This is a genomic window from Geminicoccus harenae, from assembly GCF_019800005.1.
GTDB classification, from domain to species: Bacteria; Pseudomonadota; Alphaproteobacteria; order Geminicoccales; family Geminicoccaceae; genus Geminicoccus; species Geminicoccus harenae.
In genome coordinates, this window is record NZ_JABGCL010000005.1 from 1 (window position 1) to 12,970 (window position 12,970).

Below are 12,970 nucleotides of genomic sequence, written 5' to 3' on the forward strand. Positions count from 1 at the left end.
AGGCAGTCGTCCAGCGGCAGCAGTGTATGCCGGCGGAAGGCGACGATGATCGCTTCCTCCTCGGGCGTCAGGACCGTCGAGCGGGCCTCCTTCGGACCCATCCGCGCGTCGCTGGTTGTCGGCCGCCCACGCCACTTCTGGATGGTGGTCGGACTGACGCCATAGCGCTTGGCCGCCGCCCTTACGCTCTCTTGACGTAGCTGGATCGCCCGACGGACCGCCTCCGTCGTGGTGGCGCTTCCATGAAGAACCTGGCCCATAGCGCATCCCTTGCCGCATGGTGATCCATTGTACCACCACATTGCGGGATCAAACACCTAATCGATCGATCCTCGAGAGGAGGCCGGTAAACGCGGGCTGAAGAAGCCGGATGAGGCGGCCGCCGCATGACCTGGGCCATTCATGGTCGTGCGGCTGCCGCGAACTCTTCCGATGGCTCAGCCCGTCACATCCTGGGGCTGCAGGCTGGTCACGCCGAACAGGGTGATATGGCCAAAGCCGGTTACCATGCCCGGAATGTCGGCCACATCCTCGATCACCAGGCTCGGCCGGCTCTCGCCCATGAAGGAGGCCGGGCCGATCGAGATGTTGTCGTCACTGCCGTCCACCCGCCCGTCACCGTTGCTGTCGAGATCAGAAAACCGCGCCTGATGGAACAGGAAGTCCGCGAGCAGCTCGTCGTAATACATCGAGGCGATATCCAACGTGTCGCCAGCCGAGAAGTCGGTGATCAGGACATTCGCTTCGAGCCAGGAGTTCTCTGGATCGTCCGAGAATAGGGCCGGAGAATCGAAAAAGAAGTCAAAGCGGTCCGCCCGGAGCCTCCGGTCAGGATGCCGCCACCTTCTCCGGCGCGAAGCACGTCGTCGCCATCCGCGCCGAGGAGGCGGTCGAAACCGTCACTGCCGGAGAGGTCATCATCGCCTTCGCCGCCGTCGAGGCGGTCGTTGCCGTGGCCGCCATACAGTACATCGTTGCCGGCCTCGCCGCGCATGTTGTCGTCGAGCGTTCCTCCCCAGGAGAGATCATTCCCTTCGCCGGCGAGCAAGATGGTGGATCCGGATTCGTCGAAGAAGAGTTCGTGGTACTCCACGCCGATCGTATCATCCCCGGCACCGGCACGGACGACATTGTTCCCGGCTCCAGGATCGAGCAGGTCATTGCCATCCCCGCCATCGAGACGGTCGTCGCCGGGTCCGCCGAAGAGCCAGTCGTCGCCCTCACCGCCGCGGATGGCATCGTCGCCCTCTTCCCCCCAAAGCCGATCCGGCCCGCTCCCGCCATCGACGACATCGTTGCCGACGCCGCCATTGAGGCGGTCCATGCCGGGGCCGCCAATGATTATGTCATTGCCGGCCTGTGCCCGTACAAGATCGTCACCTGGGCCTGCATAAATGACATCATCATCCGCTGTTCCGGATATTTCTTCGTTCAGTATGCTGCCTTGAATGACTAATGATATGCTGGCATTGGCGATGATATTCACATGTCCATCCTTGGAATGGGATAGCAAGGAGTGGAAGTGACTATGCAGAAATTGAAGAAATACGCTATATAGTTGTCATTAATGCTACTATAGCAACTTGCTGACCTGACTGCCGGATCGAGCGGCTACCTGAGCTGCCGGGACAGGCGTGGTAGCAGACGGCCAGGATCCGGCCTGCAGTTCCTCGTCGATCATCGCATGGAAGAAGGGGCATCGTGGTCGGGCCGCCAAGCCATGCGCAGCGTGCCGGCCGCGTGGTGCACGGACGGGTTACAGCGGTCGGAGTACGGCAAGTCGATGCCGCGGTGATCGAGGTGCAGCTCCGAGGTGGCGCCAGCGTGCGGCCTGCAGGAGACCGCACCCTGGCACCGTCAGCCGATGCCCTGGCGGTGCGGCGGCGCGAAGACCTGGTCCGGGTCGACCGCCCGGCGCACCGCGCGCAGCCGTTCCAGGTTCGGGCCGTAATAGGCGGCGGCCGGGTCGGGCAGGTTCACGTCGGGGAAGTTGACATAGCTGCCGCGCGCACCCGGCAGCGCTTCCTGCATGGCGGCATGGGCGGCCCGCTGCCAGTCCAGGGCCTGCTCCAGCCGGCCGTCCTGCTCGGTCCGTTCGGTCCATTCGAGCTCGGTGCCGGCGAGCCAGGCATCGCCGCGATAGGGCATCGCGGTGGCGTCGGGTGCCAGCGCGCCGATCCGGCCGCCGACCTGGAAGAACTTCAGGATGGCGCCCTCGCCCTTGGCGGCGGCCGGGTGGCGTTCGAGCAGGGTCATCAGGCGGTCCAGCGCCGCATCGTTCCCGGCCAGGGGCCGCACGAACAGCGAGGTCTCGTGATAGTGGGCCGGGTGGCCGATGTCCCCCAGGAACGCCTGGGCCTGCCAGTAGGGCAGCCGTGCCATCTGGTGCTCGTCCGCGCTCGCCAGGGGCGCCGCTACCATGTCTTCCAGGGCACCCTCCGGCGCGATCGCCTGCCCCATGAGCGACAGGTCGATCCCGCCGGCATGGCCGATCACGCTGATCTTGGAGCCGACCGAGGCGGGGGCCGCCTCCAGCACCCGGAACAGCTCGGCCAGGGTCTCGCGCTGGCGGCTGCGCCACACCGCCTTGAACACGCTGACCGGCGGGCTCCGCCAGGTTCGCATCCGCCAGCGCGTGGCGATGCCGAGATTGCCGCCGCCGCCACCACGCACCGCCCAGAAGAGGTCGGGCCGCTCGTCGGCCGAGCACTGGACGATGCTGCCATCGGCCAGGACCAGCTCCGCACCCAGCACGGCATCGCAGCCGAAGCCCTGGTGGCGCATGGCAAAGCCGATGCCGCCACCCATGAGGAACGCGCTGGCGCCCACGCCGGAGCAGCGCCCATGGACGATGGCGAGCGCCTCCTCGTCCCGCGATGCGTCGGCCAGCGCCGCGTAGAGGCCGGCATTCAGGGCACCACCGGCGAGTTCCACGACCTCGCCGTCCGGATTAGGGAAGCGCACGCCGTCCAGGCGGCGGAGGTTCACGATCAGGCCCGGCCCAGCGCTGCTGCCGGCATAGCTGTGCCCGCCGCTGCGCGCCGCCACCGGCATGCCCTGCTCGCGCGCCCACAGGATCGCCCGGCCGATCGCCTGCGGGTCACGCGGCAGCACCACCGCTGCCGGCTGATCCAGATCCCAGCGCAGGTTCTGCGGGCGGGTGTGCTCGCGATAGCCGGGCTCGCCACGGCGCAGGAGGCCGCCTTCGCCCATCATCTCCGCCAGGGCAGCCCAGGCCGCGTCGCTCGGCTCACCCGAGGCGAAGGCCGTCGTGCGGCGCAGGACCAGGGGTGCTGCCAGGACGCCACCGGCGAGCGTGAGAAAACGACGGCGGGAGGCCGGCACGACGGGGGAATTCATGGTCGGTGGTTCCCGACGATTTCTGGTGATTCAATAATCCTGTATCGGACTGCAACAATCAATCTGGAGAAAGTCCGATTGATCCGGATATTCCAAATAAAACACGTGAGACGTCCATCCAGGCCCAGTGAATTCGGATCTTGCTTGCGACGGGGGCTATGGTCAGGGATGCGGCGGTACGCGACGTGGCAGGAGCAGGGGGCCGACCGTGGATCGCTGGCAAGCCATGAGGGTATTCGTGAAGGTCGCCGAGCTGGGCAGCTTCGCCAAGGCCGGCCGCCAGCTGCACCTGAGCCCGCCTGCGGTCACCCGGGTGATCTCGGCGCTGGAGGAAGCCATCGGCGCCCGCCTGCTCACCCGGACCACGCGGTCGGTCAAGGCCACCGAGGCGGGCGCGCGCTACCTGGAGGACTGCCGCCGGATCCTGGCCGACATCGCGGACGCCGAAGCGTCGGCAGCCGGCTTCCATGCCGACCCTTCGGGCACGCTCACCGTCACCGCCCCGGTGATGTTCGGCCAGATGCACGTGCTTCCGATATTGCTCGACTATCTGGACATGTATCCGCAGGTGACGGTGCAGAGCGTGTTCGTCGACCGCATCGTGCACATGATCGACGAAGGGATCGACGTGGCCATCCGGATCGGGAACCTGCCGGCCTCCGATCTGCGCGCCATCAGGGTCGGTTCGGTCCGGCAGGTGATCTGCGGTGCGCCGGCCTATTTCGAGCGGCACGGCATCCCGGAGGTCCCGGCCGATCTCGCCCATCACCGGATCATCGCCCCGACCGCCGCCTGGATGTCGCCCGAATGGCAGTTCGGGGGGAAGGACCGGACGCGCGTCACGATCCGGCCGCGCCTCCTCTGCAATACCAACGACGCGGTCATCGCCGCCGTCGAGCAGGGCTGGGGTCTCAGCCGCGTCCTCGCCTACCAGATCGCCCCGGCCCTGCGGGACGGCCGCCTCAGGACGGTGCTGGCCGAGTACGAGGACACTGCCTGGCCGATTCATGTGATGCATGCCGAGGGCCGACGGGTCTCCGCCAAGGTGCGGGCGTTCGTCGATCTGGCGGTGGAGCGGCTGCGCAGGAACGACCTGATCCAGTAACAGAGAATCGCAGCGATTATTCCGCCTGACGGAAGAGTGCCTTTCGGCAGGGCGTCATTAACCGATCGGGCTGCGGAAACATATGGTCAGGCATCGCCCCGGATGATCATGCGTACCGACAATCGGGCGCAGGTGACGGAGTGATGAACAACAGATCGACGTTTGCCGGATTCATTACGGTGATCATCCGGAATGATCCTTCCGCATCGTCCAGAACTGGAGTGACGGCCATTCACGCGCCCATCACCGTGCACTATCGTTCTACCGAGGTCGATGGTGTCGACCTGTTCTATCGCGAAGCCGGTCCGGCCGATGGCCCGGTCGTGCTGCTCCTGCACGGCTTCCCGACCTCGTCGCACATGTTCCGCAACCTGATCCCACTCCTGGCGGATCGCTACCGGGTCATCGCCCCGGACTATCCGGGCTTCGGCCAGAGTGCTGCGCCGGACCGGGCGAGCTTCAGCTATGGTTTCGGCCACTTCGCCGACCTCGTCGACGGCCTGCTCGGCAAGCTCGGCGCCAAGAGCTATGCCATGTATGTCATGGATTACGGTGCCCCGGTCGGCTACCGCCTGGCCCTGAAGCATCCGGAGCGCGTCAGCGGCCTGATCGTCCAGAACGGCAACGCCTACGAGGAAGGGCTGGGTGCGTTCTGGGACGAGATCAAGGCCTATTGGGCGAGCGGCAGCGCGGAGCGGCGGCAGGTCCTGGCGGATCAGGTGACGCTGGAGGCGATCAAGTTCCAGTACACCGATGGCGTCCGGGACGTGACGCGGATCAGCCCGGACAACTGGGTCCATGACCAAGCACTGCTCGACCGGCCGGGCAACCGGGAGATCCAGCTCGACCTGTTCTACGACTATCGCACCAATGTGCAGCTCTACCCGCAGATCCAGGCGTTCTTCCGGGACCGCCGGCCGCCGACGCTGATCGTCTGGGGCGAGAACGACCAGATCTTTGCGGCGGCGGGTGCGCACGCCTACCTGCGTGACCTGCCGGACGCCGAGCTGCATCTGCTCGACACGGGCCATTTCGCCCTGGAGGACAAGCTCGACGAGATCGCTCCGCTCATCCACGATTTCCTCGACCGGAAGATCGCCGGGCGTTGAACGCAAGATCCAGCGGGCCGGCAGCTCGATCTGCCGTGGCAGCCGGCCCCCGGCTCAGAACCCGCCGAGATAGTCCATCTTGCCGATCGGCACGCCCTGCTCGCGCAGGATCGCGTAGGCGGTGGTGACGTGGAAGAAGAAGTTGGGCAGGGCGAAGCTCAACAGATAGGTCTTGCCGTCGAAGTGCAGCTCCCCGCCGCGTGGGCGCAGGACGATCTCGCGGCGCTCGCCGGCTTCGACCTGCTCGGCCGGAACGCTTTCCAGATAGGCAATGGTCTTCGCCAGCCGCTCCTGCAGCTCGGGGAAGGTCGTCTCGGTGTCGGGAAAGCTCGGGACCTCCTGGCCGGCCAGGCGGGCCGCCGCACCCTTGGCCGTGTCGCTGACCCGCTGGACCTGCTGGTTGAGCGGGAACATGTCGGGAGCGAGACGCGCCTCGATCAGCACGGAAGGCGGGTCGCCCCGGTCGCCGGCATGGGCCTCGGCCTTGGCCAGGATCGCCTGGAGATTGCGCATGCCGTGGATGAAGACCGGGACGGACGCCTCGTAGATCGACAGGCTCATCGGGAGCAGTTCCCTTCGGATGAATGACGCGCTCCGTCCTCATGTCGGTAGCCCCGGCCCCCGATGGTAGGCCGCCTCGCCCATCGCCGGCTCTTCCGGATAGCCAATGCCCGGGTGGTACCGCTAAGTCTGGGGCAGGGGTTGGGACTGGAACGCTTTCATGAGCATGGTTCGCGAGGACCGCGCGCCGTTCGGCGCGTGGCATACCTGGTACCGGGTGACCGGTGATCTGGAGAACGGCCGCCCGCCGCTGGTCGTGCTCCATGGCGGCCCGGGCTGCACCCACGACTATGTCGATTCCCTGAAGGACATCGCGGCGACCGGCCGGGCCGTGGTCCATTACGACCAGCTCGGCAACGGCCGCTCCACCCATCTGCCCGAGAAGGGTGCGGATTTCTGGACGGTGGAGCTGTTCCTGGACGAGCTGGACAATCTCCTGCGCCATCTGGGCATCGCCAACGGCTATCATGTGTTCGGCCAGTCCTGGGGCGGGATGTTGGGCTCCGAACATGCGATCCGCCAGCCAAAAGGCCTGCGCTCGCTGGTGATCGCCAACTCGCCGCCGTCGATGCGGCTCTGGGTCGAGGAGGCGAACCGGCTGCGCGCGGAGCTGCCGGCGGACGTGCAGGCGACCCTCTTGCGCCATGAGGCGGCCGGGACGGCAGACAGCCCGGAATATCAGCAGGCGATGCTGGCCTTCTACGAGCGCCATGTCTGCCGGGTGGTGCCGATGCCGGACGAGGTGGTGCGCACCTTCAAGGCGATCGAGGACGACCCGACCGTCTATTTCACCATGAACGGCCCGTCCGAGTTCCACGTGATCGGCACGCTGAAGGACTGGTCGGTGATCGGCCGGCTCGGCCGGATCCAGGTGCCGGTGCTGCTGATCTCCGGGCGCCATGACGAGGCGACGCCGAAGGTGGTGCAGCCGTTCGCCGATGAGATCCCCGACGTGCGCTGGACGATCTTCGAGCAGTCCAGCCACATGCCGCATGTCGAGGAGCGCGAAGCCTGCATGGAACTGGTCGCGGGTTTCCTGGACGAGCAGGACCGGGCGGGGCACGCGCCGGCCTGACATTGCGGCGATCCGCCATGGCGGGTGCGTTTTGCCTGGCATGGGCATGGCTGTCCGGCAGACGTGGTGGCGGAATTTCCGGCATCGTGCGAGGCTGGCCGCGGCCGTCCATGCTTTGCCTGAAATTTGCATGAACTTGCATGATGTGCGGCCCGGGCGAGCCGGCAGGGACGAGGAGAGGCGTTTCGATGTGGCGTGAGATCGAGCCGGACCGGATCCACGAGGTGCGGATCGACGGCGGCTTCAAGGTAGTCGCCTACGAGTTCGGCAGTGGCGACGAGACCGTGTTCTGCCTGAACGGCGGCCCGGGGCTCGCCTGCGACTATCTCCGCGAGGCTCATTCCTGCCTGATCGACCATGGCTACCGGGTGGTGGCGTTCGACCAGCTCGGTACCGGCAAGGCCGACCAGCCGACCGATCCGGCCCTTTGGACGATCGGCCGCTATGTCGAGGAGACCGAGCAGGTCCGCCGGGCGCTGGACCTGGGCAAGGTGCACCTGCTGGGCCATAGCTGGGGCGGCTGGCTCGGCATCGAGTATGCGCTGACATATCCGGACGCGCTCAAGACCCTGATCCTGGAGGACACGGTCGGGGACATGCCGCATCTGGTGAGCGAGCTGGAGCGGCTGCGCTCGGCCCTGGGTGCCGAGACGGTCGCGATGATGCAGCGCCACGAGGCCGAGGGCACGCTCGACCATCCGGAATACCAGGCGGCGGTCACCATCCTGAACTACCGCCATGTCTGCCGGCTCGACGAGTGGCCGGCCCCGGTCAAGCGCTCGCTGGATGGCTGGAACATGGGCCCCTACGTGACGATGCAGGGGCCCAACGAGTTCCTCTACACCGGCAACCTGAAGGACTGGAACCGCATCCCGGACATGCACCGGATCACCGTGCCGGCGCTGATCACGGTGGGGCAGCATGACGAGCTGACCCCGGCCTGCGCACTCAAGATGAAGCTGGCGCTGCCGGATGCGGAGCTGCACTGCTTCCCGAACAGCAGCCACATGCCGTTCTACGAGGAGCCGCACGCCTACTACCCGGCGTTGCTGGCCTTCCTCGAAAAGCACCGGGGCCGCTGATGTACGATCGTTCGGTCCTGGCGGACGGCTTCGTCGTCTGGGACGACCGGCCGGCGGATGCGACCCATGAGGTCGCGGTCGGCGGCGGCCACAAGGTCAGGGTCTATTCCTATGGCGAGGGCGACGAGACCGTCTTCCTCCTGAACGGCGGCCCGGGTCTGCCCTGCAACTATCTGCGCGCTCCGCATCTGCCGCTGGTGGAGGCGGGCTACCGGATGGTCGTCCACGACCAGCTCGGCACCGGCGCCTCGGATCATCCGGACGACCCGTCGCTCTGGACGCTCGGGCGTTATGTCGAGGAGGTCGAGGCGGTCCTGGCGGCACTGGACCTGAAGCGCATCCATTTCCTCGGCCATAGCTGGGGCGGCTGGTGTGGGATCGAGTATGCGCTGACCTACCCGCAGCGCATTGCCTCGATGATCCTGGCCAACACCGCGGCCGACATCCCGCATCTGCTCACCGAGATCGAGCGGCTGCGCGGGGCCATGGGTCATGAGACCGTGCAGATGATGCAGCGGTTCGAGGCGATGGGGAACTACGACCACCCAGCCTACCAGGCGGTCGTGGACCTGCTCGACTTTCGTCACATCCGCCGCCTGCCGGAACGGCCCAAGCCCGCCGCCGACAGCAAGGCCGGCTTCAACTACCCGATCTTCCTCGCCGTGCAGGGGCCGAACGAGTACCACTATACCGGCTCGATCCGGACCTGGAACCGGATCGACCAGCTCCATCGCTTCACCTGGCCGACCCTGGTGATCCAGGGCCAGCACGACGTGCTGACGCCGGCCTGCGGCATGCGCATCTTCAATGCGCTGCCGAACGGCGAGATCCGGATCTTCCAGAACAGCTCGCACTCGGCCTTCTACGAGGAGCCGCAGGCCTATCGCCAGACCCTGCTGGACTTCCTCGGCCGCCAGCGGGCGACGGGCTGAGCCGGACGGTTGACCATGCACCGCTTCCGCTTCGTCCTCTGGCGGCCCTTGCAGCTCCTCCCCGTGCTGTTCGGGATCAGCGTGATCACCTTCGTGCTGATCCGCTCGATCCCGGGCGACCCGGCGAGGCTCCTGCTCGGTACCCGGGCGACGCCCACGGCCCTGGCGAAGATCCGCGCCCAGTACGGGCTCGATGAGCCGCTCTGGACCCAATATCTCTATTTCCTGCAGAACCTGTCCCAGGGCGAGATGGGCCGCTCGATCGTGTTCAAGATCGGCGTGCTCGACCTGATGGCCAACCGGATCCTGCCGACCGTGCTGCTGGTGGTGGGCAGCGTGATCCTGTCCCTGCTGATCACCGTGCCGCTGGCCTCGGCCGCGGCGCGAAACCGCGGCCGGCCCCTGGACCATGCGATCCGGCTGGTCTCGACCGCCGGGCTGGGCCTGCCCGCCTTCTGGCTCGGCATCATGCTGATCATCCTGCTCAGCGTGAACCTGGGCCTGTTCCCGGTGGCGGGCTTCGGCGACACGTGGCTGGACCGGCTGCACCACATGGTGCTGCCCTGCCTGACCGTGGCGCTGGCGCTCTCCGCGGTGCTGACCCGCAACCTGCGCGCCTCGATGATCGCCGAGATGGCTTCCGACCAGGCCACGGCGGCGCGTGCTCGCGGCCTGCCCGAGCGGGTGATCTTCCGTCGCCACGTCCTGCCGAACTCGCTGGTGCCGACCATCAACCTGCTGGCGGTCAATATCGGCTGGCTGATCGGCGGCTCGGTGGTGGTCGAGACCGTGTTCTCCCTGCCGGGCCTGGGCCAGCTCCTGGTGCGCGGGATCTTCGCGCGCGACTACATGGTGGTGCAGGCGATCGCCATGGCGTTCGCGGTGGCGACCGTGCTGATCAATTTCCTGGCCGACGTGCTGACCGTCGCCATCGACCCGCGGATCCGGCTGTGAGCGTGGCGCTGGCGAGGCCGCGGCTGCGTATCCCGGGCCTGCCGGTGCCCCTGGTGCTGGGCGTGCTGCTGGTAGGTGCGTGGGCGGTGCTGGCCGCAGGGGCACCCTGGATCGCGCCCTATGACCCGATCGCGCAGGACCTGACGGTCAAGCTGCAGCCGCCTTCCGCAGCGCACTGGCTGGGCACCGACAATTTCGGCCGGGACATCCTGTCCCGGGTGATCTGGGGGGCCAGGATCGACCTGCAGATCGGCTTTCTCGGCGTGATCTTCCCCTTCCTGATCGGCACCTGCATCGGCGCCGTCTCGGGCTATGCCGGCGGAATCGTCGACAATCTGTTCATGCGGCTGGTCGACATCGTCCTGGCCTTCCCCTTCCTGGTCCTGATGATCGCGATCATCGCGGTGCTGGGGCCGGGGCTGGCCAGCTTCTACATCGCCATGGCCCTGGTCGGCTGGGTCTCCTATGCGCGGCTGATCCGGGCGCAGGTGCTGGTGCTCAAGCATGCCGACTTCGTGCTGGCCGCGAAGAGCCTGGATTTCGGCCATGGTCGGATCCTGTTCCGCCACATCCTGCCCAACGCGCTGACCGGCTCGATCGTGTTCGCCATGTCGGACGCGGTGCTGGTGATCCTGAACGGGGCGGCGATCTCCTATCTAGGCCTGGGCGTGCAGCCGCCCACCGCGGAATGGGGCCTGATGATCGCGGAAGGGCAGGGCTTCATCACCACTGCCTGGTGGATCACCACCTTCCCGGGCTTGGCGATCGTAGTGCTGGCCTTCGGCTTCTCGCTCCTGGCCGACGGGCTGGGCGAGCTCCTGGGGGTGCGCGAATGAGCGATGCCCTGCTCGACGTTCAGGGACTGACCGTCATGTCCGGCCGCGGCAGCGTGGTCGAGGACGTGGGCTTCAAGGTGGCACAAGGCCAGGTGCTGGGCCTGGTCGGCGAGAGCGGGTCGGGCAAGACCGTCACCTGCCGGGCGGTGATCGGCCTCCTGCCCACGGGCTCGCTCGCGATCACCAAGGGCTCGGTGCGGCTCGAAGGCCAGGAACTGGTCGGGCTCGACCCTTTGGCGATGGGCAAGGTCCGTGGCCGGCGGATCGGCATGATCTTCCAGAACCCGTCCAGCCATCTCGACCCGGTCATGCGGATCGGCGACCAGATCGGCCTGGCGGTGCGCCACCATATAGGCCTGTCCCGGCGGGAAGCCCGGGCACACGGGATCGAGCTGCTCCGCCAGGTCGGCATCCCGGACCCAGCGGCGCGGATCGACAACTACCCCCACGAGCTGTCCGGGGGCATGCGCCAGCGCGCCATGATCGCGACCGCCCTTGCCTGCGACCCGCAGCTCGTGATCGCCGACGAGCCGACCACCGCCCTGGACGTCACCATCCAGGCGCAGATCCTGCGCCTGCTGCTGGACCTGCGCGACAAGCGCGGCTTGGCGATCCTGCTCATCACCCACGATCTCGGGGTGGTGGCGCAGACTTGCGACCGGATCGCGGTGATGTATGCCGGCCGGATCGCCGAGCAGGGCGACAAGCGCCGGGTCCTCACCAGCCCGCACCATCCCTACACCGCGGCCCTGATCCGCTGCCAGCCGGCCAGCGGCGGGGGCCAGGGCGTCCTGCCGACCATCCTGGGCCAGCCGCCGCTGGTGGGGGCGATGCCGCCGGGCTGCCGCTTCCACCCGCGCTGCTCGCGGATGCAGCCGCGCTGCCGGGAAGTGGTGCCGCCGCTGGAAGCCAAGGGCGATGGCAGCGAGGCGGCCTGCCTCTACCCGATCGAGGCCCCGGTCCTGGAGTTCGGCCGATGAGCGCGCCACTGCTGGAAGCGCAGGACCTGGTGGTGCAGTTCCGCGGCAGCGGCGGGACGGTGCGGGCGGTCAACGGCGTGTCGCTGACGGTGCGGCCGGGCGAGACGCTGGGGCTGGTGGGCGAGAGCGGCTGCGGCAAGAGCACGCTCGGCCGGGCAATGATGGGCCTGACCCCGCTCTCCGGCGGCAGCCTGCGCTTTTCCGGCGAGGCGGTGGAGAGCCGCACGGCCTGGGCGGCGCTGCGCCGGCAGACCGCCATGATCTTCCAGGACCCGCTGAACTCCCTGAACCCGCGCCTGACCGTGGGGGAGACGCTGGCCGAGGTGCTGCGCGTCCACGGCAAGGTGCCGCGTGCCGGCGTGGCCGGGCGGGTCGCCGAGCTGCTGACCATGGTCGGCCTGCGCCCGGAGTTCGCCGCACGGCGGCCGGGCAGCCTGTCCGGCGGGCAGTGCCAGCGGGTCGGGATCGCGCGCGCCCTGGCGATCGAGCCGAAGCTGGTGATCGCCGACGAGTGCGTGGCGGCACTGGATGTCTCGATCCAGGCGCAGATCATCAACCTGCTGATCGAGCTGAAGGAGCGGATCGGCCTGGCGCTGGTGTTCATCGCCCACGACCTGGCCCTGGTCCGGCGCTTATGCGACCGGGTGGCGGTCATGTATCTCGGCCGGATCGTCGAGGAGGGGCCGACCGAGCAGGTGTTCGGCCGCCCACTGCACCCTTATGCCGACGCGCTGATCCGGGCGATCCCGGAGATCGACCCCGACCGGCCGCTGCCCGAGGCGATCCTGGCCGGCGAGCCGCCGAGCCCCCTGCGCCTGCCGGCCGGCTGCGCGCTCCATCCCCGCTGCCCCAGGGCCTTTGCCGACTGCGCCGGAGGGCAGCCGCCCCCGCTGCTGCCGGTCGAGGGCCGCGAGGTCGCATGCCTGCTTTATCGTCCGGCATCTGTGCCCGCCTGAGGGCCGCTGCCATCTCATAG

Annotated in this window: 14 protein-coding genes; 9 read left to right on the forward strand and 5 right to left on the reverse strand. The window is 67.7% G+C overall.

All coding sequences use genetic code 11. The features are described 5' to 3' along the window. From HLA95_RS05175 to HLA95_RS05190, 4 genes are all read right to left on the reverse strand, one after another. Window positions 1-260: helix-turn-helix domain-containing protein (locus HLA95_RS05175; protein ID WP_222182697.1), on the reverse strand; the 260-nt coding region annotated here is incomplete at its 3' end. 177 nt (window positions 261-437) lie between these two features. Beyond that, window positions 438-689, reverse strand: coding sequence for a hypothetical protein (locus tag HLA95_RS05180; protein WP_191059696.1), 252 nt, complete (start codon window positions 687-689; stop codon window positions 438-440). Between the two features lie 41 nt (window positions 690-730). Beyond that, window positions 731-1,486: a calcium-binding protein gene (locus tag HLA95_RS05185; protein WP_191059695.1), complete on the reverse strand. Its 756-nt coding sequence runs from the start codon at window positions 1,484-1,486 to the stop codon at window positions 731-733. Between the two features lie 371 nt (window positions 1,487-1,857). Next, complete coding sequence (locus tag HLA95_RS05190; RefSeq protein ID WP_191059694.1) at window positions 1,858-3,360, reverse strand: FAD-binding oxidoreductase; 1,503 nt, start codon at window positions 3,358-3,360, stop codon at window positions 1,858-1,860. 208 nt (window positions 3,361-3,568) lie between these two features. Between HLA95_RS05190 and HLA95_RS05195 the strand changes: the two genes are divergently transcribed. Together HLA95_RS05195 and HLA95_RS05200 are read left to right on the forward strand one after the other, a co-directional pair. After that, window positions 3,569-4,465: a LysR family transcriptional regulator gene (locus tag HLA95_RS05195; protein WP_191059693.1), complete on the forward strand. Its 897-nt coding sequence runs from the start codon at window positions 3,569-3,571 to the stop codon at window positions 4,463-4,465. 221 nt (window positions 4,466-4,686) lie between these two features. Then, window positions 4,687-5,574: an alpha/beta fold hydrolase gene (locus HLA95_RS05200; protein WP_322100107.1), complete on the forward strand. Its 888-nt coding sequence runs from the start codon at window positions 4,687-4,689 to the stop codon at window positions 5,572-5,574. Between the two features lie 54 nt (window positions 5,575-5,628). Here HLA95_RS05200 and HLA95_RS05205 read toward each other — a convergent pair whose 3' ends face one another. Beyond that, window positions 5,629-6,135 carry a DUF1993 domain-containing protein gene (locus tag HLA95_RS05205; protein WP_191059691.1) on the reverse strand — a complete coding sequence of 169 codons (507 nt, stop codon included), beginning with the start codon at window positions 6,133-6,135 and terminating at the stop codon, window positions 5,629-5,631. A gap of 160 nt (window positions 6,136-6,295) precedes the next feature. On the opposite strand from HLA95_RS05205, the gene HLA95_RS05210 reads away from it, so the two are divergent. From HLA95_RS05210 to HLA95_RS05240, 7 genes are all read left to right on the forward strand, one after another. After that, complete coding sequence (locus tag HLA95_RS05210; protein ID WP_191059690.1) at window positions 6,296-7,210, forward strand: proline iminopeptidase-family hydrolase; 915 nt, start codon at window positions 6,296-6,298, stop codon at window positions 7,208-7,210. Window positions 7,211-7,398: 188 nt separating this feature from the next. Beyond that, window positions 7,399-8,292, forward strand: coding sequence for a proline iminopeptidase-family hydrolase (locus HLA95_RS05215; protein WP_222182699.1), 894 nt, complete (start codon window positions 7,399-7,401; stop codon window positions 8,290-8,292). Next, window positions 8,292-9,224 carry a proline iminopeptidase-family hydrolase gene (locus HLA95_RS05220; protein ID WP_191061323.1) on the forward strand — a complete coding sequence of 311 codons (933 nt, stop codon included), beginning with the start codon at window positions 8,292-8,294 and terminating at the stop codon, window positions 9,222-9,224. Before HLA95_RS05215 ends, HLA95_RS05220 begins: the two co-directional genes overlap by 1 nt. Before the next feature lie 15 nt (window positions 9,225-9,239). Further along, complete coding sequence (locus HLA95_RS05225; protein WP_222182701.1) at window positions 9,240-10,178, forward strand: ABC transporter permease; 939 nt, start codon at window positions 9,240-9,242, stop codon at window positions 10,176-10,178. A 23-nt stretch (window positions 10,179-10,201) separates the two neighbouring features. After that, window positions 10,202-11,014 (forward strand): ABC transporter permease, encoded by an 813-nt coding sequence (locus HLA95_RS05230; protein ID WP_370467476.1) that lies wholly within the window; start codon window positions 10,202-10,204, stop codon window positions 11,012-11,014. Further along, window positions 11,011-11,994: an ABC transporter ATP-binding protein gene (locus HLA95_RS05235; protein ID WP_222182703.1), complete on the forward strand. Its 984-nt coding sequence runs from the start codon at window positions 11,011-11,013 to the stop codon at window positions 11,992-11,994. The genes HLA95_RS05230 and HLA95_RS05235 overlap by 4 nt, the downstream gene beginning before the upstream one ends. Continuing rightward, window positions 11,991-12,950: an ABC transporter ATP-binding protein gene (locus tag HLA95_RS05240; RefSeq protein WP_222182705.1), complete on the forward strand. Its 960-nt coding sequence runs from the start codon at window positions 11,991-11,993 to the stop codon at window positions 12,948-12,950. Before HLA95_RS05235 ends, HLA95_RS05240 begins: the two co-directional genes overlap by 4 nt. Window positions 12,951-12,970 lie beyond the last annotated feature (20 nt).